The sequence below is a fragment of the Microbacterium sp. NPDC077184 genome (assembly GCF_040687055.1).
Classification (GTDB): domain Bacteria; phylum Actinomycetota; class Actinomycetes; order Actinomycetales; family Microbacteriaceae; genus Microbacterium.
Window position 1 is genome coordinate 92416 of sequence record NZ_JBFBMM010000002.1, and the last position, 21635, is coordinate 114050.

Consider the following 21635-nt stretch of genomic DNA (forward strand, 5'->3'; position numbering starts at 1 on the left):
CATCCCCCACGATTGGTCTTTCTGTGTCTCACAGCTCCGCACCGCTGCCCGCCGCCGACGGCGGAGGCTACGACGCGCACGCCGTCCAGACGAAGTGGCAGCAGCGATGGGAGGCCGCAGACCCCTTCCGCGCCGGTGGGCCCGAGGACACGCGGCCGCGCAAGTACGTGCTGGCGATGTTCCCGTACCCGTCGGGCGACCTGCACATGGGGCACGCCGAGAACTACCTCTACTCCGACATCGTGGCCCGCTTCTGGCGTCACCGCGGCTACAACGTCCTGAATCCGATCGGATGGGACTCCTTCGGGCTGCCCGCGGAGAACGCCGCGATCAAGCGCGGCGCGGACCCCCGCGAGTGGACCTACGCCAACATCGAGCAGCAGAAGGCGGGTTTCCGTCAGTACGGGGTCTCGTTCGACTGGAACCGGGTCCTGCACACCAGCGACCCCGACTACTACCGCTGGAACCAGTGGCTCTTCCAGAAGCTCTACGAGCGTGGCCTGGCCTATCGGAAGGCCAGCCCGGTCAACTGGTGCCCGAACGACCAGACCGTCCTCGCCAACGAGCAGGTCGTCGACGGACACTGCGAGCGATGCGGCCATGAGGTCGTGAAGAAGAAACTCACGCAGTGGTACTTCAAGATCACGGACTACGCCGACCGGCTCCTTGACGACCTGAACCAGCTGGAGGGCTTCTGGCCGTCGAAGGTGCTGCGCATGCAGCGCAACTGGATCGGCCGCTCCGTCGGCGCCGACATCGACTTCGAGATCGAGGGGCGCGCAGAGAAGGTCACCGTGTTCTCGACACGACCGGACACGCTGCACGGGGCCACCTTCATGGTCGTCGCGCCCGACAGCGACCTCGCGGCCGAACTCGCCGCCGGCTCGACGGCGGAGGTGCGGATGCGCTTCCAGGACTACCTCGAGCGCGTACAGCGCGAGACCGACATCGAGCGCCAGAGCACCGATCGTCCGAAGACCGGCGTCTTCCTCGACCGCTTCGCGATCAACCCCGTCAACGGTGAACGGCTGCCGATCTGGGCGGCCGACTATGTCCTGGCGGACTACGGACACGGTGCGGTCATGGCCGTTCCGGCGCACGACCAGCGCGACCTCGACTTCGCCCGCGCGTTCGATCTCCCCGTGAAGGTGGTCGTGGACACCACCGCACCCATCACGGGTGCCATCCCGGTCATCGAGCTCGACGAGAACGGCGACCCGATCGACCCGACGCTGGACGACCCGTCTCTCGACGACCTCGACCCCGCCCGCACCGGCATCGCCCTGACGGGCGAAGGCCGACTCATCAATTCGGGTTCGCTCAACGGACTCTCCAAGCGCCACGCGATCGCTCGGATCGTCGAGGAGCTCAGCGCTGCCGGGACCGGCCGCGCCGCGAAGTCGTACCGCCTGCGCGACTGGCTGATCTCGCGCCAGCGCTTCTGGGGCACCCCCATCCCGATGATCCACACCGAAGACGGCGGGATCGTCCCCGTACCGGAGGACCGGCTGCCCCTCACGCTGCCGGATGCCGGGGGGATCGATCTCACGCCCAAGGGCTCCTCCCCGCTGGGCGCGGCCTCCGCGTGGATGCAGACGCAGGATCCCGAGACCGGTGCGCCCGCACAGCGCGACCCCGACACGATGGACACGTTCGTCGACAGCTCGTGGTACTTCCTGCGCTTCCTCTCGCCGGGCGATGCCACGCAGGCGTTCGACCCGGCGCAGGCCGCACGCTGGGCGCCCGTCGACTTCTACATCGGCGGCGTGGAGCACGCCATCCTGCACCTGCTGTACGCCCGCTTCATCACCAAGGCCCTGTACGACATGGGTCACCTGGACTTCACGGAGCCGTTCTCGAGTCTCATCAACCAGGGGATGGTGATCCTCAACGGCGCGAAGATGTCCAAGAGCAAGGGCAACCTCGTCCTCTTCCAGGAGGAGCTGGACGCCCACGGCGCGGACGCGCTGCGCGTCGCGCTCGCCTTCGCCGGTCCCGTCGAGGACGACAAGGACTGGGCGGATGTCTCGACGACCGGCGCGACGAAGTTCCTCTCGCGGGCGCTGCGCGTCGCCCACGACGTCTCGAGCGAGCCGGATGTGATCTGGGCCGAGGGGAACCCGGCATTGCGTCGCGTGACCCATCGCCTCCTGGCCGATGCACCGGGCCTGGTCGAGCAGACGAAGTTCAACGTGGTCGTCGCGCGACTCATGGAGCTCGTCAACGCGACGCGGAAGGCGATCGACTCCGGGCCCGGCGCCGCCGACCCCGCTGTGCGCGAGGCAGCCGAAGCGACGGCCATGATCCTGGATCTCTTCGCACCGCACGTCGCCGAGGAGATGTGGGAGGTCCTCGGATACGACGGCTTCGTCGGTCTCGTGACGTGGCGGCAGGCGGATCCCATGCTGCTCGTCGAGGACAGCGTGACGACCGTCGTGCAGATCGACGGCAAGGTCCGGGCGACCCTCGACGTCTCGGCGCGGATCGACGCGGCCGAACTGGAGCGCCTTGCCCGGGCGGATGCGCGCATCGTCAAGGCTCTCGGCGACCGCGACGTCGTCCGGGCCGTGGTGCGGCCGCCGAAGGTGGTCAGCTTCAGCACCCGCTGACCCTCCTCCCCAGCGGGGGATCCGCGCGATGCCGTCCACGGACAGGGGAGGGCGACGGATGCCGTGGCCGCATCCGCTTAGCGTGAGAGCGTGTCCGCCCCTCGCCCCGCGTCCGAAGCGGCGCCGAGCGCGCGACGATGGGGATGGGGAGCGGCAGTCGCGCTGGTCCTGGTCATCCTCGTCGTGACGATCGGGATCGGCATCGTCCGCTCGGCGAGCGCGCCGACGGCGGTGGTGCCGGCCGACCCGCCGGCGGCATCGCACGTCTCCGACCCGACCGGAGACCCCGCCCGCGTGGACGATTCGGAGATCTTCGTCCACGTCTCCGGACAGGTGCAGAGCCCGGGACTCTACGTCCTCGCCGACGGAGCGCGTGTCGTGGACGTCGTCGCCGCCGCCGGGGGTTTCGCCGAGGGCGCCGACCGTGCCGCGGTGAATCTCGCCCGTCCCGCGGTCGATGGGGAACAGGTGCACATCCCGGCACCGGGCGAGACGCCGCCCGACGGCGCCGCGGCCGGCGGCGGGTCCGCGGAGGGCGGGCCTGCGGGCGACGGACCGCTCGACCTGAACACGGCGGATGCCGCGGCGCTGGACACCCTGCCCCGGATCGGGCCCGCGATCGCGCAGCGGATCATCGAGTGGCGAGAGCAGAACGGTCCCTTCTCCAGCGTCGAGGATCTGCTGGCGGTGCCGGGGATCGGCGAGAAGCTCCTGGCCGGGCTCCGCGAACAGGTGCGGGTGTGACGGACGCCGTTCCGCGCCGCCGTCGCGCTCTGCGTCGTCTGCGCGTCGTGCCCGCCGCGGCGTCGGTCTGGGTGACCGCGGGCGTGCTCGTCCACCATCCGGATGGGGCCGCCGGGGCATCCGTCGCGCTGTGGACCTGCACCGTCGTGGTCGTGGCGGCCGCCGTGCTGCGCGTCCGCGCGGGACGGACGGGGGTGGCGCCCGTGGTGCTGGCCCTCTCCCTCGCGCTGGCCGCGGCCGCTGCGTCCCACGTGGCCCTGGCGGAGCCTCAGCGCGACGCGGCTGCAGGGCTCCTGCTCGACGCTCCAGGCCGGCTGGAGGTCACCGCGGTGGTCGTCGGGAAGATCGAGCCCTCGGCCTACGGCGCCTCCTTCGTCGCCCGCGCGACGTCGGCATCGGTGTCGGGTGATGAGCGGCCGCTCGGCGCCGACGTCGTCGTCGCGCTGAGTCCCCAGGATCGCGCGGTTGCCGGCCCCCGGCTCGACGTCGGTGCGACGGTGCGCGTCGTCGGCAGCGCGGCGCCGGCTCGGAGCGGCGAGCGTGCGGTCGTGCGTCTGCGCGCCGTCGAGGCACCGCAGATCCTACGAGCACCGACGGGGGTCACCGCCGTCGCCTCCGGCCTCCGGCACGGCCTCGTGCGGGCGGGTGAGCCGCTCCCCGCGCCCGGAGCGGGTCTGATCGCCGGCCTCGCCGTCGGCGACACCTCAGCGGTCTCGCCCGAGCTCGACGCGGCGATGAAGGCCACGTCGCTCTCGCACCTCACGGCTGTGTCCGGCGCCAACTGCGCGATCGTGGTCGGGATCTCCTTCGTCCTCTCCGCGGCGCTCGGCGCCGCCCGTCGCACCCGAGTCCTCGTCGGCGTGACGGTGCTGGCGGGCTTCGTCCTGCTCGTGACCCCCGAGCCGAGCGTCGTGCGGGCGGCGACCATGGCCGCGGTGTCGATGCTCGCCCTTCTGCTCGGTCGTCCCGCGGCCGGGATCGGGATCCTCACCCTCACGGTCGGCGTCCTGCTCGTCCTCGATCCGTGGCTGTCGGCGTCGCTCGGCTTCGCGCTCTCCGCCGCGGCGACGGGCGCGCTCCTGCTGTTCGCCCGCCCGCTCGCCGAGGGGTTGTCGCGGGCACTCCCGCGATCCCTGGCGCTGGCCCTGGCGGTCCCTCTGGCCGCACAACTCGCGTGCGGACCACTGTTGATCCTGATCACCCCCGAGGTGCCGCTCTGGGGGGTGCCGGCGAACCTCCTCGCCGCACCCGCCGCGCCCGTGGCGACCGTCGTGGGTCTCCTCGCCTGTCTCGCCGCTCCGTGGCCGACGCTGCAGAACGGGCTCACGATGCTCGCGTGGCTCCCGGCATCCTGGATCGCCGGGACGGCGACGGCGCTGTCGGACCTGCCGGTGGGCACCCTGGGCTGGATGGGCGGGATCGAAGGTGCGGCCTCCCTCGCGGTTGTCGGCGTGTGCGTCGGGGTCGTCATCGCGGGCATCCGGGGATCGACGCGCCTCGCGAGGGCGACACGGGTCCTCACCGGCGCCGTCCTGGCGGTCGTCATCGGTCTCGCGGGCGGACGCATCGCCCTCGAATCGGTGATCGGGCCGTGGACCCTGCCTCGCGACTGGACGATCCTCGCGTGCGACGTCGGCCAGGGCGACGCCGTGCTCGTCCGCTCCTCCGGCGTGGTCGCCCTCATCGACACCGGCCCGGATCCCGAGCTGCTGTCACGCTGCCTCGCGCGAGCGGGAGTCACCCGCATCGATCTGCTCGTCCTCACGCACTTCGACCTCGACCACAGCGGGGGGATGGACGCGATCGTCGGGCGCGTGGGCCGCGTCCTGCACGGGCCCGTGGAGTCCCAGGATGCAGTGACCCTCGCGGCACTGGAGGCGGCTGGCGCACGGGTGACCCGCACCGGCAGGGGCGACACGGGTCTCCTCGGCGGCGCCCGGTGGCGCACGGTGTGGCCCGTCCCCGGCGCCGGTGCCGGCGACCCCGGCAACGACGCCAGCGTCGTGCTGGAGATGTCGGGTGGGGGAGTCCCCGACTCCCTGTGGCTCGGCGACCTCTCGGCCGCCACGCAGCGCGTCCTCGGGGCCTCGGGAGCGCTCGATGCTCCGTACGCCCTGGTGAAGGTCGCGCACCATGGGAGCGCCGACCAGGATGCCGGTCTGTATGCGCTCGCCGCGCCCGCCATCGCCCTCGTCCCCGTCGGCGCGGACAACACCCACGGGCATCCTCGCGCCGAGACCCTCCGCATCCTCGACGAGATAGGCGCAACCGTCGCCCGGACCGACCGGGCGGGAGTCGTCGCGATCATCCGCGTCCCCGACGGATGGCGGATCTGGAGCGAGCGGACGGTCGGCTGACGGTCGGACGTCGGCCCCCGCTTGTAGGCTGAGAACCATGCCCGCCGCGCGTCGTCCCGCTGCCCGAGGGCCGAAGAGCGCGATCCCGCAGGTCTCGTGGCGCAGGCCGCAGCCCGCCCCCCTCGTCCTCGTGTCCGGCCCCGAAGAGGTCTGCGCCGAGCGCGCGATCGCCGGCGTCCGCGACGTTCTGCGGGCGGAGGATCCGAGCCTCGAGGTCTCGGATGTCCGCGCGGACGACTACGCTCCCGGCACCCTCCTGTCGCTGACGTCACCCTCCCTGTTCGGCGAACCCCGGCTCATCCGGGTGAGCGGCGTGGAGAAGTGCAGCGACGCGTTCCTCACCGAAGCCCTCGGGTATCTCGAGGCGCCCCAAGAGGGAGCGACCGTCATCCTGCGCCACACCGGTGCGACCGTGCGCGGGAAGAAGCTGCTCGACGCCGTGCGCAGCGGGCGCGGCGGCGGTGTCGAGATCTCCTGCTCCGCGGTCAAGAGGGATTCGGATCGCTTCGACTTCGCCGCGGACGAGTTCCGGTCGGCCCAGAGGCGCATCGCACCCAGCGCTCTGCGGGCGCTGGTGTCCGCGTTCGCGGACGACCTCACCGAACTCGCGGCGGCGTGCCAGCAGCTGATCTCCGACGTCCCCGGCGACATCACCGACCAGGTGGTCGAGCGGTACTACGGCGGGCGCGTCGAGACCTCGGCGTTCGTCGTGGCCGACACCGCCATCGCCGGCCGCTACGGCGATGCGCTCGTCGCCCTGCGGCACGCCCTCGCCTCCGGGGCGGACCCGGTGCCGCTGGTGGCGGCGATCGCCTCCAAGCTGCGCACGATGGCTCGCGTGGCTGGCCATCGAGAGTCCTCGAGCGCCCTGGCTGCGCGCCTCGGGCTGAAGGACTGGCAGGTCGATCGCGCACGGCGAGACCTCAGCGGGTGGAACGAGACCACGCTCGGAATGGCCATCCAGGCCGCCGCGCGCGCCGATTCCGAGGTGAAGGGAGCCTCACGCGACCCGGTGTTCGCCGTGGAGCGTCTGGTCACGGTGATCGCCACGCGGAGCCCGTTCGGTCAGTGAACCGAGGACCCGCGAACGACGAAGGCCCGCTCCGTGGGGGAGCGGGCCTTCGTCGTTGCTGCAGGACGTCAGAGGGACGCGACCTGCTTGGCGATCGCCGACTTGCGGTTCGCAGCCTGGTTGGCGTGGATGACGCCCTTGCTCACGGCTTTGTCGAGCTTCTTGTTGGCCTTGCGCAGAGCGGTCTCGGCCGCGGCCTTGTCGCCGGAGGCGACGGCCTCGCGGGTGCGACGCACCTCGGTCTTCAGCTCGCTCTTGACCGCCTTGTTGCGCTCGCGGGCCTTCTCGTTGGTCTTGTTGCGCTTGATCTGCGACTTGATGTTCGCCACGTGTGGACGTTCCTTCGCTCGGAGTGATGGTGGAGTGCCGGTGACGCGAGAGGGGCGCCGCGGCGGTCGTGCGGTGAACCCACACGCAAGCCAAACAAGGATTCTACCAGGTCTGCTCGACCGTCGCGATCGCCAGGTCCAGCACGGCGTTGAAGACGCGCGGCCGCATCGCGGTGACGAGGTGGCTCGTGCGCGGGACGACGATGAGCTCGGCGTGCGGAGCGACCCGCGTGAACAGACGCTCGTTCACCCTCAGCTGGTCGAACTGACCGTTCACGAACCACAGCGGAACCTCGATCCGCGCCAGGGCCGACAGCAGATCCAGCACCGACAGGCTGCGGAGGGCGACATCCTGGGTGTCGAAGGCATAGCCCCCCGCCCCGAAGTCGGCGCGAGTGTCGCCGGGGAGCGTGAGATCGAGCACCCGATCGGTGAGCCACATCCCGCGGTCGGGCAGCGCGTCGAAGCGGCGCGCGAGGAATCGGTAGGCCGCGAGGCCGGGTCCGCGGGGGATCGCGGTGCAGGATGCCGCGATGAACGCCGCCAACGGCGGCCGCTCCTCCGCGCCGGCGTACTCGATGCTCAACAGTCCCCCCATCGAATGTCCGACGAGGACGACCGGACCCCGCGTCGCGGCATCGCGCACGGCGTTGTCGATGGTGGCGAACGCGCCGGCGACGGAGAACTCCTCCGACATCCGCGATCCGTGGCCGGGGAGGTCCACGGCGATCGCGCCGACACCACGGTCCTGGAGGTGGGCCACTTGGGCGCGCCACATCGTCGCGGACGTACGGATGCCGTGAACCATCACCACCTGGACGACCATGCCGTCAGGCTAAGCCACCACCCCCGTAGAATCGACGAGACATGTCACCTCGCGCCCTGAAGCCTCTCGAGCCGTCCGCCACCCCGCCGGAGCTCATCCGCAACTTCTGCATCATCGCCCACATCGACCACGGCAAGTCCACCCTGGCCGACCGGATGCTGCAGATCACGGGCGTCGTCGCCGACCGCGACATGCGCGCCCAGTACCTCGACCGCATGGACATCGAGCGCGAGCGCGGCATCACCATCAAGTCCCAGGCCGTGCGGATGCCGTGGCAACTGGGCGATTCCGCCTACGCACTGAACATGATCGACACGCCCGGGCACGTCGACTTCACCTACGAGGTCAGCCGGTCGCTCGCGGCCTGCGAGGGGGCCATCCTCCTCGTCGACGCCGCTCAGGGCATCGAGGCCCAGACGCTGGCGAACCTGTACCTCGCCCTCGAGAACGACCTGCACATCATCCCGGTGCTCAACAAGATCGACCTCCCGGCCGCCGACCCCGAGAAGTTCGCCGCCGAGCTCGCCGGACTCATCGGCGGCGATCCCGCGGATGTGTTGCGCGTCTCGGGCAAGACGGGGATGGGTGTGGAGGCCCTGCTCGACCGCATCGTCGAGCAGATCCCGGCGCCGACCGGCAACGCGGACGCGCCGGCCCGCGCCATGATCTTCGACTCGGTCTACGACGCCTACCGGGGCGTCGTGACGTACGTGCGCATGGTCGACGGACAGCTGTCGCCCCGCGAGCGCATCCAGATGATGTCCACTCGCGCGACGCACGAGCTCCTCGAGATCGGCGTCTCCAGTCCTGAGCCGACGCCCACCCGCGGACTCGGCGTGGGAGAGGTGGGCTACCTCATCACCGGCGTGAAGGACGTCCGTCAGTCCAAGGTGGGCGACACCATCACGCACCACCGCGTGCCTGCCACCGACGCGCTCCCGGGGTACACGGATCCGAAGCCCATGGTGTTCTCGGGCATCTACCCGATCGACGGGAGCGACTACGGCGACCTCCGCGAGGCGCTGGACAAACTGAAGCTCTCGGACGCGTCCCTGCAGTACGAGCCGGAGACGTCTGTCGCGCTGGGATTCGGCTTCCGCTGCGGGTTCCTCGGACTCCTGCACCTCGAGATCATCACCGAACGCCTCGCGCGCGAGTTCGGCCTCGATCTGATCACCACGGCCCCCTCTGTGACGTACGAGGTCACCACCGACACCGGTGAAACGGTCACGGTGACCAATCCCAGCGAGTATCCGGACGGACGGGTCGCCTCGGTCTCCGAGCCGATGGTCAAGGTCGGCATCCTGCTCCCGAAGGACTATGTGGGCACCGTCATGGAGCTCTGCCAGGCCCGACGCGGCAGCCTGCTGGGCATGGACTACCTCAGCGAGGACCGCGTCGAGCTGCGCTACGACATGCCGCTCGGCGAGATCGTGTTCGACTTCTTCGACCAGCTGAAGTCCAAGACGCAGGGCTACGCGAGCCTCGACTACGAGCCCAGCGGGCAGCAGGAGGCCGACCTGGTGAAAGTCGACATCCTGCTCCAGGGCGACAAGGTGGACGCGTTCAGTTCGATCGTGCACCGGGAGAAGGCGTACGCGTACGGAACGATGATGACCGAACGCCTGCGGAAGCTCATTCCGCGCCAGCAGTTCGAAGTGCCGATCCAGGCCGCCATCGGCGCGCGCATCATCGCGCGCGAGAACATCCGCGCGATCCGCAAGGACGTTCTCGCGAAGTGCTACGGCGGTGATATCACCCGCAAGCGGAAGCTGCTGGAGAAGCAGAAGGAGGGCAAGAAGCGCATGAAGATGGTCGGACGCGTCGAGGTCCCCCAGGAGGCGTTCATCGCCGCGCTCTCCGGGGATGTCGAGGGCAAGGCCGCGAAGTAGGCTGGACCCCATGCGTCGAGGAAGCTTCCGGGACGACACCGTCGACTATGCCGCCGTCGGAGCCACCCAGGCCCCCGATCTCATGCAGTATCCGCCCGAGCGCAGCATCCCTGCGGAACAGGCGTGGCGCATCGGCAGCGGTGAAGCGCGGTTCCGCTCCGCGGGCGAGGCGCTGCTGTCGTGGACGGCGCAGCGCGGGGCGGGACTCGCCCTGAGCGACGTGCGGCCGGCCGCCGGGCCCACCTACGCCGGTGTCAGCTTCGACCCGGAGGGGGTGCCCGTCGCTCCGAGCAGGAGCGAATCGGACGTCCGATACGACGCCGACGGCACCCCGTACGTCGCCGGGGGGACGACGGTTCGCGTGGCCGGGCGCGTAGGTGGAATGCGGGCGGATGCCGAGCTCCGCGTCATCTTCGCCGTCGACGAGCCGCGCCGGATCGGTTTCGCGATCGGCACCGTCGGCGATTCCGTCGTCAGCGGCGAGGAGTCGCTCATGCTGGACTGGCACGACAACGACGAGGTGTGGTTCACGGTTCGCGCATTCGACGCTCCGAAAGCCTCTCTCCACCGCCTGTTCCCCGCGTTGACGCGACGCCGCCGTCGCGCGCTCTTCTCCGGCTACCTCCGCGCCATCTCGCCTCTGTACAAGACGTCGGCCTGACGTGGGGGCTGCGCTTCCGCTCGGTGACCCGATCCCTGCGGCGGGTCCGCTCGGGGAGGACGCGACGTGGTCGGCGGACGCGCCGTTCAGCGTGTACCTGCACGTTCCGTTCTGCCGTGTCCGTTGCGGCTACTGCGACTTCAACACCTACACCGCTCAAGAGCTGCACGGCGCACCGCAGGACGCGTACGCCGACACCGTACGGCGGGAGATCGCCCTCTCGGCCGCGCAGCTCGCCGCGCGCGGTCCGCTGCGCCCCGCGACGACGGTGTTCCTCGGGGGCGGAACCCCGACCCTTCTTCCCCCAGGCGACCTCGGGCGGATGCTCCACGGCGTCGCCGAGGAGTTCGGAATCGCTCCGGACGCCGAGGTGACCGTGGAGGCCAATCCCGACACGGTCGTCGACGGCACCGCGGAGGCGCTGGCGGCGGCCGGAGTGACCCGCATGTCCGTCGGCATGCAGTCGGCGGTCCCGCACGTGCTGGCGAGCCTCGACCGCACGCACCGCCCCGAGAACGTGCGCTCCGCGGTCGACTCCGCGCGGTCAGCGGGCCTCCAGGTGAGCGTCGACGTGATCTACGGTGCGCCGGGCGAGTCGCTGGAGGATTGGCGGCGCTCGCTGGACGCCGCTCTCGCGCTGGAGCCCGATCACATCTCCGCATACGCCCTCATCGTGGAGGACGGGACGAAGCTGGCCCGTCAGATCCGCCGCGGCGAGGTCGTTCCGCCCGACGACGACCTGCAGGCGGACATGTACGAACTGGCCGACGCGCTCCTCGGTGAAGCCGGATACGACTGGTACGAGGTGTCGAACTGGGCGCGGAACCCCGACAGCCGCTCACGCCACAATCTCGCGTACTGGGAAGGTACCGACTGGTGGGGCTACGGCCCCGGCGCGCACAGCCACATGGCGGGCACCCGGTTCTGGAATGTGCGGCACCCGGCGGCATACGCCGCGCGCCTCGCCGCGGGGGAGTCGCCGGCGGCGGGTCGCGAGACGCCGGACGCGACCGCACGCCGGTGGGAGGAGGTGCTCCTCCGCACCCGCATCCGCGAAGGGCTCCCCGTGGAGCGTCTGTCGGCATCCGGGCGACATGCCCTCGCCGCTCTCATCGCCGACGGTCTGGTCGAGGGCGTCGCAGCGGTCCATGGTCGGGTGGTGCTGACGCTCCGCGGACGACTCCTCGGCGACACGGTCGCCCGCGCGCTGACCTCCTGAGCGCCTCCCGACCCGATCCGGGGCCATCGAGTAGAATTGGCACTCGATTCCGGTGAGTGCCAACGATCGTCCGAGGAGGTGGCATGGTCAGCGAGCGGGGGCTCCAGGTACTGCGCGCCATCGTCCAGGACTACGTCGATACGCGTGAGCCCGTGGGCAGCAAGGCGATCGTCGATCGTCACGCCTTCGGTGTGTCCGCCGCGACGATCCGAAACGACATGGCCCAGCTCGAGGACGAGGAGCTCATCGCGGCTCCGCACACCTCCTCCGGCAGGGTTCCCACCGACAAGGGGTACCGCGTCTTCGTCGACCATCTGGCCGAACTCCGCCCCCTGAGCACCGCTCAGCGGAGCGCCATCGCCTCCTTCCTGGAGGGGTCGAGCGACCTGGACGACGTCCTCACGCGCACGGTGCGGGCTCTGACCAGTCTCACCGGGCAGGTCGCGATCGTGCAGTATCCCTCGTTCGCCCGGGCACGCGTCACCCATGTCGAGCTCGTGCAGCTCGGCGGCGGACGGATGCTGGTCATCATCGTCACCGACACCGGACGGGTGTCGCAGCGCGTCGCCTCCGTGCGCGACGAGTTCGACGACAGCGAGCTCGGCCGGATCCGCGCGGAGCTGGGAACCCTCCTCGTCGGCAGGCCCGTCCGGGAGGGACTCGAGCGCATCGCCGCGCGGATCGCGACACCCGATGAACCCACGATCCCACGGGAGACGGCCACGATCGTCATCGCGAAAGCCGTGGCCGAGGAGCTCGAGCACTTCCGGCAGGACCGCCTCGTCATGGCCGGCAGCGCGAACCTCGCCCGCAGCGAAGCGGACTTCCGCGGCAGCATCTATCCGCTCCTCGAGGCGATCGAAGAGCAGGTGACCATCCTTCGACTGATGGGCGAGATGGTCGCGGACGATCAGGGCCTCGCGGCGAGCATCGGACGCGAGAACGAGCCGTTCGGCCTCGCCGAAGCATCCGTCCTGGCCAGCGATTACGACGTGACCGGTGCGCGCACCCGTGCGCGCGTCGGCCTCCTCGGTCCGACGCGGATGGATTACCCGACCAATCTCGCGGCGGTGCGGGCCGTGGCCCGATACCTCACGCGGATCCTCGAAGAAGACGAGAGCGGCCGCTGACGCCGCTCACCCGACCCCGCGTTCCCCGCGGGCAGAAAGGCCACCGTGACTGACCACTACGAGGTCCTCGGCGTCGCGCGCGACGCCAGTCCGGATGAGATCAAGAAGGCGTACCGGCGCCTGGCCCGCCAGCTGCACCCGGATGTGAATCCGGGAGACGACGCGGCCGAGCGCTTCAAGCTCGTCACTCACGCGTACGACGTGCTGAGCGACCCCGATCAGCGTGCCCGCTACGACATGGGCGGCGACGGCGGCGGATTCGGCGGTGCCGGGTTCGGCGGCTTCGGCGACATCTTCGAGACCTTCTTCGGCGGCGGCGGAGCCCGCGCCGGGCGTCCGCGCTCGCGTCGGGAGCGCGGGCAGGACGCCCTCGTGAAGGTCTCCCTCGAACTCGGCGACGTCGTCTTCGGCGTGCACCGCGACATCGAGGTCGACACCGCCGTGGGGTGCGAGACCTGCGAGGGCTCGTGCTGCCAGCCGGGCACCGCACCGGTGACATGCGACATCTGCCATGGATCGGGGCACGTCCAGCGTCAGGTCCGCAGCCTCCTCGGGAACGTCGTCACGAGTCAGCCCTGCTCGGTCTGCCAGGGATACGGCACGACGATCCCGTATCCGTGCGCCACCTGCCAGGGGCAAGGACGGGTCCGCTCCCGCCGAACGGTCTCCCTCGACATCCCCGCGGGCGTCGAGACCGGTCTCCGCCTCCAGCTTCCCGGCTCGGGAGAAGTGGGGCCCGCCGGCGGCCCGAACGGCGACCTGTACATCGAGATCTCCGTCGCCCCGCACGATGCGTTCAGCCGCGAGGGGGACGATCTGCTCGCCACCCTCGAGGTGTCGATGCCCGACGCGATCCTGGGGACGACCACCTCCATCACCTCGTTGGACGGCCCGGTCGATCTCGAGATCCGTCCTGGAGTCCAAGCGGGCGACGTGCTGACCATCAAGGGACGGGGTATCACACCGTTGCGCGGTTCTCAGCGCGGTGACCTGCGCGTGGGAGTCCACGTCGTGACCCCCACGCGACTCGACGCGAAGGAGCGCGCGCTGATCGAGGAATTCGCTCGACGCACGAAGGCGCCCGCGCCGCGGCTCTCGGAGTTCCATCAGGGTCTGTTCGCGAAGCTCCGCGATCGGTTCCGCCACTGAGATGGCACTGCACTTCGTGACGGATGCCGCCTCCGATGCCGCCGTCGGCGACGACCTCGTCCTCACCGGCACCGAGGCGCACCACGCCGCGACGGTGCGCCGGGTGAAGACCGGAGAGTCCGTGACGATCGGGGACGGCCGGGGCGTCTGGGCGGAGGGCACCTGCACGGAGGTCGGGCCCGGGCGCGTGGTGGTCGAGGTCACCGCGCGCCGCGAGGTTCCGACTCCGCGCCCGCGCGTGGTGCTCGTCCAGGCGCTGGCGAAGGGCGATCGGGACGAGCTCGCCGTTCAGGCGTCGACGGAACTGGGCGTCGACGAGATCGTCCCGTGGCAGGCGGAGCGCAGCGTGTCGCGCTGGGATGCGGCGAAGGCGATCAAGGGTCGTGCGCGCTGGACGACGATCGTCCGGGAGGCGGCCAAGCAGGCGCACCGGGCCTGGATCCCCGCCGTCGCGTCCCTCGCGACCACGCGCGAGGTCGCGGCCGCATTCGCCGGGGCCCACCTCGTCGTCCTCGACCCCGGGGGGTCGGAGCGCGTGAGCGAGCTGCGCTTCGCCGGCGATGAGGACGTCGTCCTCGTCGTCGGGCCCGAAGGCGGCATCTCCGAGAATGAGCTCCGCACGTTCTCCGACGCGGGGGCGACGGTCGCGCGCCTCGGCGACACGGTGCTGCGCACCTCCACCGCGGGGCCCGCGGCGCTTGCGGTCCTGAGCGCATCTCTCGAGCGTTGGTGACGCCGCCGGTCCTCGCAACCCGCGCGGATAGACTGGCCGCTATGGCCGAGCCGTCGATCTTCACCCGCATCCTCCGCGGAGACATTCCCGCGGAGATCCTCGCCGAGACCGAGAACGTCTTCGCCATCCGCGACATCGCGCCGCAGGCACCCCTGCACCTCTTGGTGATCCCGAAGTCTGAGGAGTACCGCAACGTCGTGGAGCTCGCGGCCGGTGCACCCGACATCCTGGCCGAGATGATCGGTCTCGCGTCCTCCCTGGCCGCGGAACACGGCGAGGGCGATTTCCGACTGGTCTTCAACACCGGCGCCGGCGCCGGTCAGACGGTCTTCCATGTGCACGCACACGTCCTGGCCGGTGGGCTGGGGGAGAAGAGTCTCGGTGGCTGACGACACCTCGACAGAACGCATCTACGCCGACGGGGTGGCGATGGTCCAGCTCCTCGGTCCACAGGATCGGCTGCTCCGCGTGGTGGAGCGGGAGCACCCCGGCGTCGACGTGCTCGTCCGCGGGAACGAGATCACCCTCTCAGGGGCGACCGACGACGTCGCGGCAGCGCGGCGACTCGTCGACGAGCTGCTCGAGATGACGCGTGCGGGGCACGACCTCGCTCCCTCGGACGTCTCCTCGTCCAACCGGATTCTCCGCAGCGACGGCGGTCCCCGCCCGTCCGAGGTGCTCGGCGAGGCGATCCTCTCCTCGCGGGGCAAGGTGATTAGACCGAAGACGGCGGGGCAGAAGGCCTACGTCGACGCGATCGAGGATCACACGATCGTGTTCGGCATCGGTCCGGCCGGGACCGGGAAGACCTACCTCGCCATGGCGAAGGCGGTTCAGGCCCTGCAGCGCAAGGAGGTCAACCGGATCATCCTCACGCGGCCTGCTGTCGAGGCGGGGGAGCGGTTGGGATTCCTCCCCGGGACGCTCACCGACAAGATCGATCCCTACCTGCGCCCGCTCTACGACGCACTCAACGAGATGATGGATCCCGAGCTGGTCCCCAAGCTCATGGCGACCGGGACCATCGAGGTCGCGCCGCTTGCGTACATGCGCGGACGCACTCTCAACGACTCCTTCGTCGTCCTCGATGAGGCGCAGAACACGACGCCGGAACAGATGAAGATGTTCCTCACGCGACTGGGATTCGGCACCCGGATGGTCGTCACCGGCGACGTCACCCAGGTCGACCTCCCGCAGGGGGCGTCCGGGCTCCGCCTGGTGACCCGCGTGCTGTCGGACATCGACGACATCCACTTCGCTCATCTGACGTCGGACGATGTCGTCCGGCACACGCTGGTCGGACGCATCGTCGACGCCTACAGCGCCTACGACGAGAAGCGGCTGGCGGCTCGACGCGAGCGCGATGAGGCGAGCGAGTTCGCCAACCGCGCCGACCGACGGGGAGGACCGCGCGGCGCAGGCCCGCGCGATCGCCTGGGCAAGAGGGGGCGTTCATGACGATCGAGATCAGCAACGAGTCGGGAATCGACGTCGACGAGACCGTCCTCCTCCGCCTCACCGAGCACAACCTGTCGGAGCTGCGCGTGAGTCCGGACGCGGATGTCGCCATCCTCCTGGTCGACGAGGGCGCGATGGAATCGCTCCACGTCCAGTGGATGGACGAACCGGGACCGACCGACGTCCTGAGCTTCCCCATGGACGAGCTCCGCCCGGGGACCGAAGACATGCCCACGCCTCCCGGACTCCTCGGCGACATCGTCCTGTGCCCGCAGGTCGCCGAGGCGCAGGCGGTTGCGGCCCGGCACTCGACAGCCGACGAACTGATCCTGCTCACCACCCACGGCCTGCTCCACCTCCTCGGATTCGACCATGCCGAGCCGGAGGAGGAACGGGAGATGTTCGGCCTGCAGCGCGAGCTCATCGCAAGTTTCCACGCGGCCGAACGTCGTCGGCCTCGCACATGACCGAAGCGCTCCTGCTCGTCGGGGCCGCACTGCTGCTCGGCTTCGGCTTCCTGATGGTGGCCCTCGACGCCGCGCTCGGCGTGACGTCCCGCGCCGACCTGGCCGAGCTCGGCGTGGAAGGCCGCAATGCCGTGTCGCTGCGGCGCATCGCGGTCGACCCCGAAGCCCATGCCAACGCCGTCATCTTCATCCGGGTTCTGGCGGAGACGACCGCAGCCGTCCTGGTGACCGTGGCCCTCACCCTGCTGTTCGACAGCATCTGGTGGGCGATGCTCGCCGCGGCCGTGCTGATGACGGGGATCTCCTACATCGTCGTCGGCGCGAGCCCGCGCAGCGTGGGACGACAGCATGCCCGCGGCCTGCTCCGCGCCGCGGCACCCGTCGTGCGCGGCGTCCGCGTCCTCCTCGGTCCCCTCGCACACGGCCTCGCCGCCATCGGCACGCGGGTCGCTCCGGGAGGCGCACGGACGGGCTCCTTCGCGTCGGAGGAGCAGCTGCTGAGCATCATCGACGAGGCCGCCGAGAACGACCTGATCGAGGAAGACGATCGCGAGCTCATCCACTCGGTGTTCGATTTCACCGAGACCTACGTGCGCGCCGTCATGGTGCCGCGCACCGACATGGTGACGGTGGATGCCGCGGCGTCGACGCGCGAGGCCATGGCCATCTTCCTCGACAAGGGCGTCTCGCGGGTGCCGATCGTCGACGACGAGGCCGACGACGTGATCGGGGTCCTCTACCTGAAGGATCTCGTGCAGTTCGGCTTTCGCGACGAGGTCGGATGGCGCGATGCACCCGCCGCCCGCGTGGCGCGGCCGGCGGTGTTCGTCCCCGAGTCGATGCGCGCCGAGACCCTCCTCCAGCAGATGAAGCGCGATGCCGTGCACGTGTGCCTCGTGGTGGACGAATACGGGGGCGTATCGGGCCTGGTCACCCTGGAGGATCTGATCGAGGAGCTCGTGGGCGAGATCGCCGACGAGTACGACCCGCGGGCGGACGAGATCGAGGAGATCGAGCCCGGACACTACCGCGTCAGCGCCCGCCTCGGCGTCGACGAGGTCGGGGACCTCTTCGGGATCGACATCGAGGACGAAGACGTGGACTCCATCGGCGGTCTGCTCGGCAAGGCCCTCGGGCGCGTTCCGCAAGCCGGCGCCACCGCCGAGTACGCCGGCCTCGTCATGATCGGCGGCGCGTCGCGCGGCCGCGGGCGCGGAATCGCGACCGTGTTCGTCGAACGCGCGCCGTCGCCGGTCGACGAGCTCGCGGGGGAGCGGCATCCGCGTACCGGAGAACTGCGCACGGTGGGCACCGGAGGTGCGGAGACCCGCAGCGACGACCCCCGCGAAGGGAAGAACTGAGATGACCACCGACACGTTCCGTTCGGGTTTCGTGACCTTCGTCGGGCGACCGAACGTCGGCAAGTCGACGCTGACCAACGCCCTCGTCGGCGAGAAGGTCGCGATCATCAGCGACAAGCCCCAGACCACGCGTCGGGCGATCCGCGGCATCGTCACCCGACCGGACGGTCAGCTCGTGATCGTCGACACGCCGGGTCTCCACAAGCCCCGCACGCTCCTCGGGCAGCGCCTGAACGATCTCGTCGAGTCGGTCCTCGGCGACGTCGACGTCATCGGATTCTGCGTGCCGGCCACCGAGAAGGTCGGGCCCGGCGATCGTCGCATCGCGGAGTCCCTGTCGGGATATCCGCGGGCCCGCAAGGTCGCGATCGTGACCAAGACCGACGCGGCTTCGCGGGAGCAGATCACCGATCGCCTGGTCGAGGTGGATGCCCTCCGCGAGGACTGGGATGCCGTCATCCCGCTGTCCTCCCTCACGCGCGATCAGCTGGATGTGCTCGCCGACGAGCTTCTGATCATGATGCCGACGGGGCCCGCGCTGTACCCGGAGGGTATCGTCACCGATGAATCCCGCGAGGATCGCATCGCGGAGATCATCCGGGAATCCGCCCTCGACGGCGTCCGGGACGAGCTGCCCCACTCGATCGCGGTCACCATCGAGGACATCGCACGCCGCGAGACCGGCGACATGACCGACATCCACGCCAACGTGATCGTGGAGCGGGACAGCCAGAAGGCGATCATCATCGGCCACAAGGGCTCACGCCTCCGCGACGTCGGGGCGCGCGCCCGCGCGCAGATCGAGCCGCTGGTGGGCACGCGTGTCTTCCTGAAGCTGCATGTGCGTGTCGCGAAAGACTGGCAGCGCGATCCCAAGCAGCTCGGGCGCCTCGGATTCTGAGCCACGAGCCTGCTACCATAGACGCATGCGCTTCGGCGGGCTTCTCCTTCTTAGTCGCCGCGACGAGTCCTCGTTCTAGGACCCTCCTCGTCGCGGAGCTTGTCGTCGGTCCGCACCCATCGGCATCCAGCCGGCCCCTCCTCGGGCCCACGATCTGAAGCGACGAACCATGGAAAACACCCAGCGCCCCTCGGGCATGCCCATCCACAAGTACCGCCCGTTCCACGAGCAGATCCGGGTGGAGCTGCCCGATCGCACGTGGCCGGACCGCCGGATCACCGCCGCCCCGCGGTGGTGCGCGGTCGATCTCCGCGACGGCAACCAGGCGCTCATCGACCCGATGAGCCCGGAGCGCAAGCGGATCATGTTCGATCTGCTCGTCGGGATGGGCTACAAGGAGATCGAGGTCGGCTTCCCGTCGGCGAGTCAGACCGATTTCGATTTCGTCCGTCACCTCATCGAAGACGATGCGATCCCGGGTGACGTCACCATCCAGGTCCTCACCCAGGCTCGCGAGCACCTGATCGAGCGCACGTACGAGGCGATCGCGGGCGCCAAGCAGGCGATCGTCCACCTCTACAACTCGACGAGTGTGCTGCAGCGCGAGGTGGTGTTCCGCACCGACAAGCAGGGAATCATCGACATCGCCCTCGAGGGGGCGCGGCTGTGCCGCGAGTTCGAGAAGCGCATCCCCGAGACGAAGGTCTTCTACGAGTACTCCCCGGAGAGCTACACCGGCACCGAGCTGGAGTTCGCGGTCGACGTCTGCAACCAGGTGATCGGGGTCTTCGAGCCCACGCCCGAACGCAAGGTCATCATCAACCTGCCCGCGACCGTGGAGATGGCGACCCCCAACGTGTACGCCGACTCGATCGAGTGGATGAGCCGGCATCTCGCGCACCGCGAGAACGTCATCCTGTCCCTGCATCCGCACAACGACCGCGGCACGGCCGTCGCTGCGGCCGAGCTCGGCTACATGGCCGGCGCCGACCGCATCGAGGGGTGCCTGTTCGGCAACGGCGAGCGCACCGGCAACGTCGACCTGGTGGCGCTGGGGATCAACCTGCTGACGCAGGGCGTGGACCCGCAGATCGACTTCAGCGACATCGATCATGTCAAGCGGACCGCGGAGTACTGCAACCAGCTGCCGGTGCCGGAGCGCAGCCCGTGGGCCGGTGACCTGGTGTTCACGGCATTCAGCGGCTCCCACCAGGACGCGATCAAGAAGGGCTTCGAGGCGATGGAGTCCCGTGCGCAGGCGCAGGGCGTCACCGTCGACGAAATCGAGTGGGCGGTTCCCTATCTGCCCATCGACCCGAAGGACCTCGGTCGCTCCTACGAGGCGGTCATCCGGGTCAACTCCCAATCCGGCAAGGGGGGCGTGGCGTATCTGCTGAAGAGCGATCACGCCCTGGACCTGCCCCGTCGCCTGCAGATCGAGTTCTCCGGTGTCGTCCAGGCCAAGACCGATGCCGAGGGAGGCGAGGTCACGAGCGAGCAGATCTGGTCGGTCTTCACCGACGAGTACCTGCCCGCGGCCCACGACGACCACCGCTGGGGCCGGTTCGAGCTGCTCTCGACCCGGTCGCAGAGCGACCTGTCCGCGGACGTCGCGCTCGATGTGACCCTCCGCGACGGCGGCGAGAGCGTCGAGGCGTCCGGCCGGGGCAACGGCCCCGTCGCCGCGTTCCTGGAGATCATCCGCGCCCAGGGATTCGACGTCACGCTCTACGACTACGTGGAGCACGCGCTGAGCTCCGGCGGCGACGCGCAAGCCGCTGCTTATGTGGAGCTCCAGGTCGACGGCGAGCGCCTGTGGGGCGTGGGCATCGACAACGACATCTCCACGGCATCCCTCAAGGCCATCGTCTCCGGCGTGAACCGGGCGATCCGCACGCGGACCCACGCCGCGGAACTCACCGCCGTCTGACCCCCCCCCCCCCCGACCGCGAGACTGCATCCTCCGGTCGAGACTGCACGCCGCGCACGCAGTCTGGACGGGAGGATGCAGTCTCGCGGCCAGTGGGGCGGGGATCAGGGCTTGGGGAGGGCGATCGACGAGGTCTCCACGGCCACCTTGCGCCGGTACAGCGCGCGCTGCTCGGGGAGCGAGATGTCGAACACCACCGCGAGCACCCGGATGACCGCGGTCACCGCCACTCCCGCGATCGCGGCGACCCCGGCCGCTCCGCCGAGTTCCGTGGTGGTGGCCAGGGTGGCGCATCCGGCGGCCGCGGCCACGGCGTAGAGCGATCCGACGTGCATGATCGCCACCGGCAGGCCCATGATGATGTCGCGCAGGATGCCGCCGCCCACGGCCGCGCATACCCCCACGAACACCGCGGGGACCGGCGGAAGACCGAGCGCCAGCGCCTTGGTGGTGCCGAAGGCGCCGAACAGGCCGATCACGACCGCGTCGAGACCGACGATGAGTGCGTTCAGGCGTCGGAAGACTCCGGCCAGCAGCATCCCCACGAGCGCAGCGGCGGTCGCGGTGAGCAGGTACCAGTTGCTCTGCAGGGTGACGGGCGGAACGTTCAGCAGCAGGTCGCGGATGAGTCCGCCGCCCATGCCCATGACGATGCCGATGATGGCGACGCCGAGGAGGTCCAGACGACGCTCGCCGCGGAACCCCGACGCGAACAGCGCCCCCTGGATGCCGCCGAGTCCGACGGCGAGGAGGTCCGCCCACAGGGGGATCACGAAGATCGGCTCGTCCACGCCTCC

Annotated in this window: 19 protein-coding genes; 16 read left to right on the top strand and 3 right to left on the bottom strand. The window is 70.0% G+C overall.

The features are described 5' to 3' along the window. The first annotated feature begins 23 nt into the window (after positions 1–23). From leuS to holA, 4 genes are all read left to right on the top strand, one after another. Positions 24–2609: a leucine--tRNA ligase gene (gene leuS / locus AB0O93_RS05105; RefSeq protein ID WP_363341169.1), complete on the top strand. Its 2586-nt coding sequence runs from the start codon at positions 24–26 to the stop codon at positions 2607–2609. Between the two features lie 90 nt (positions 2610–2699). Continuing rightward, positions 2700–3353 carry a helix-hairpin-helix domain-containing protein gene (locus tag AB0O93_RS05110; protein WP_363341171.1) on the top strand — a complete coding sequence of 218 codons (654 nt, stop codon included), beginning with the start codon at positions 2700–2702 and terminating at the stop codon, positions 3351–3353. Then, positions 3350–5710, top strand: a complete 2361-nt coding sequence (locus AB0O93_RS05115) for a ComEC/Rec2 family competence protein (protein WP_363341173.1) — start codon at positions 3350–3352, stop codon at positions 5708–5710. Before AB0O93_RS05110 ends, AB0O93_RS05115 begins: the two co-directional genes overlap by 4 nt. A 37-nt stretch (positions 5711–5747) precedes the next feature. After that, positions 5748–6782, top strand: coding sequence for a DNA polymerase III subunit delta (gene holA, locus AB0O93_RS05120; RefSeq protein ID WP_363341175.1), 1035 nt, complete (start codon positions 5748–5750; stop codon positions 6780–6782). A 68-nt stretch (positions 6783–6850) separates the two neighbouring features. Here holA and rpsT read toward each other — a convergent pair whose 3' ends face one another. Then, positions 6851–7111 carry a 30S ribosomal protein S20 gene (rpsT, locus tag AB0O93_RS05125; RefSeq protein WP_354000244.1) on the bottom strand — a complete coding sequence of 87 codons (261 nt, stop codon included), beginning with the start codon at positions 7109–7111 and terminating at the stop codon, positions 6851–6853. A 103-nt stretch (positions 7112–7214) separates the two neighbouring features. Continuing rightward, positions 7215–7937, bottom strand: coding sequence for an alpha/beta hydrolase (locus tag AB0O93_RS05130; RefSeq protein WP_363341177.1), 723 nt, complete (start codon positions 7935–7937; stop codon positions 7215–7217). 41 nt (positions 7938–7978) lie between these two features. On the opposite strand from AB0O93_RS05130, the gene lepA reads away from it, so the two are divergent. The 12 genes from lepA to leuA all read left to right on the top strand — a co-directional run bounded on the left by lepA (position 7979) and on the right by leuA (position 20838). Further along, positions 7979–9829 carry a translation elongation factor 4 gene (lepA, locus tag AB0O93_RS05135; RefSeq protein ID WP_363341179.1) on the top strand — a complete coding sequence of 617 codons (1851 nt, stop codon included), beginning with the start codon at positions 7979–7981 and terminating at the stop codon, positions 9827–9829. A 10-nt stretch (positions 9830–9839) separates the two neighbouring features. Then, positions 9840–10490, top strand: a complete 651-nt coding sequence (locus AB0O93_RS05140) for a DUF1990 family protein (protein WP_363341181.1) — start codon at positions 9840–9842, stop codon at positions 10488–10490. A 1-nt stretch (position 10491) separates the two neighbouring features. Next, a complete protein-coding gene (gene hemW / locus AB0O93_RS05145; RefSeq protein ID WP_363341183.1) occupies positions 10492–11709 on the top strand; it encodes a radical SAM family heme chaperone HemW in 1218 nt (405 codons plus the stop codon). An 83-nt stretch (positions 11710–11792) separates the two neighbouring features. Further along, a complete protein-coding gene (hrcA, locus tag AB0O93_RS05150; RefSeq protein ID WP_363341185.1) occupies positions 11793–12839 on the top strand; it encodes a heat-inducible transcriptional repressor HrcA in 1047 nt (348 codons plus the stop codon). 45 nt (positions 12840–12884) lie between these two features. Next, positions 12885–13988, top strand: coding sequence for a molecular chaperone DnaJ (dnaJ, locus tag AB0O93_RS05155; protein ID WP_363341187.1), 1104 nt, complete (start codon positions 12885–12887; stop codon positions 13986–13988). A gap of 1 nt (position 13989) precedes the next feature. Further along, entirely contained in the window at positions 13990–14721 is a 732-nt protein-coding gene (locus AB0O93_RS05160; RefSeq protein WP_363341189.1) for a 16S rRNA (uracil(1498)-N(3))-methyltransferase, read from the top strand. A gap of 41 nt (positions 14722–14762) precedes the next feature. After that, on the top strand, positions 14763–15110 hold the full coding sequence (locus tag AB0O93_RS05165; RefSeq protein WP_363341191.1) for an HIT domain-containing protein: 348 nt from the start codon (positions 14763–14765) through the stop codon (positions 15108–15110). A gap of 40 nt (positions 15111–15150) precedes the next feature. Next, positions 15151–16179, top strand: coding sequence for a PhoH family protein (locus tag AB0O93_RS05170; protein ID WP_363341849.1), 1029 nt, complete (start codon positions 15151–15153; stop codon positions 16177–16179). Further along, on the top strand, positions 16176–16646 hold the full coding sequence (gene ybeY / locus AB0O93_RS05175) for an rRNA maturation RNase YbeY (protein WP_053548625.1): 471 nt from the start codon (positions 16176–16178) through the stop codon (positions 16644–16646). The genes AB0O93_RS05170 and ybeY overlap by 4 nt, the downstream gene beginning before the upstream one ends. After that, a complete protein-coding gene (locus AB0O93_RS05180; RefSeq protein WP_363341193.1) occupies positions 16643–18007 on the top strand; it encodes a hemolysin family protein in 1365 nt (454 codons plus the stop codon). The genes ybeY and AB0O93_RS05180 overlap by 4 nt, the downstream gene beginning before the upstream one ends. Position 18008: 1 nt before the next feature. Continuing rightward, positions 18009–18908 carry a GTPase Era gene (era, locus tag AB0O93_RS05185; RefSeq protein ID WP_363341195.1) on the top strand — a complete coding sequence of 300 codons (900 nt, stop codon included), beginning with the start codon at positions 18009–18011 and terminating at the stop codon, positions 18906–18908. 169 nt (positions 18909–19077) lie between these two features. Further along, positions 19078–20838: a 2-isopropylmalate synthase gene (leuA, locus tag AB0O93_RS05190; RefSeq protein ID WP_363341197.1), complete on the top strand. Its 1761-nt coding sequence runs from the start codon at positions 19078–19080 to the stop codon at positions 20836–20838. 104 nt (positions 20839–20942) lie between these two features. On the opposite strand, the gene AB0O93_RS05195 is transcribed toward leuA, so the two are convergent. Next, complete coding sequence (locus AB0O93_RS05195) at positions 20943–21629, bottom strand: TRIC cation channel family protein (RefSeq protein ID WP_363341199.1); 687 nt, start codon at positions 21627–21629, stop codon at positions 20943–20945. Between the last annotated feature and the right edge of the window lie 6 nt (positions 21630–21635).

What these genes read in the sequence shown, in the direction of transcription:
- AB0O93_RS05130 (WP_363341177.1), bottom strand. Translation starts at nt 7,937, where the DNA reads ATGGTCGTCCAGGTGGTGATGGTTCACGGCATCCGTACGTCCGCGACG.
- AB0O93_RS05165 (WP_363341191.1), top strand. Translation starts at nt 14,763, where the DNA reads ATGGCCGAGCCGTCGATCTTCACCCGCATCCTCCGCGGAGACATTCCC.
- AB0O93_RS05140 (WP_363341181.1), top strand. Translation starts at nt 9,840, where the DNA reads ATGCGTCGAGGAAGCTTCCGGGACGACACCGTCGACTATGCCGCCGTC.
- holA (WP_363341175.1), top strand. Translation starts at nt 5,748, where the DNA reads ATGCCCGCCGCGCGTCGTCCCGCTGCCCGAGGGCCGAAGAGCGCGATC.
- AB0O93_RS05170 (WP_363341849.1), top strand. Translation starts at nt 15,151, where the DNA reads ATGGTCCAGCTCCTCGGTCCACAGGATCGGCTGCTCCGCGTGGTGGAG.
- AB0O93_RS05160 (WP_363341189.1), top strand. Translation starts at nt 13,990, where the DNA reads ATGGCACTGCACTTCGTGACGGATGCCGCCTCCGATGCCGCCGTCGGC.
- AB0O93_RS05180 (WP_363341193.1), top strand. Translation starts at nt 16,643, where the DNA reads ATGACCGAAGCGCTCCTGCTCGTCGGGGCCGCACTGCTGCTCGGCTTC.
- lepA (WP_363341179.1), top strand. Translation starts at nt 7,979, where the DNA reads ATGTCACCTCGCGCCCTGAAGCCTCTCGAGCCGTCCGCCACCCCGCCG.
- leuA (WP_363341197.1), top strand. Translation starts at nt 19,078, where the DNA reads ATGGAAAACACCCAGCGCCCCTCGGGCATGCCCATCCACAAGTACCGC.
- hrcA (WP_363341185.1), top strand. Translation starts at nt 11,793, where the DNA reads ATGGTCAGCGAGCGGGGGCTCCAGGTACTGCGCGCCATCGTCCAGGAC.
- era (WP_363341195.1), top strand. Translation starts at nt 18,009, where the DNA reads ATGACCACCGACACGTTCCGTTCGGGTTTCGTGACCTTCGTCGGGCGA.
- ybeY (WP_053548625.1), top strand. Translation starts at nt 16,176, where the DNA reads ATGACGATCGAGATCAGCAACGAGTCGGGAATCGACGTCGACGAGACC.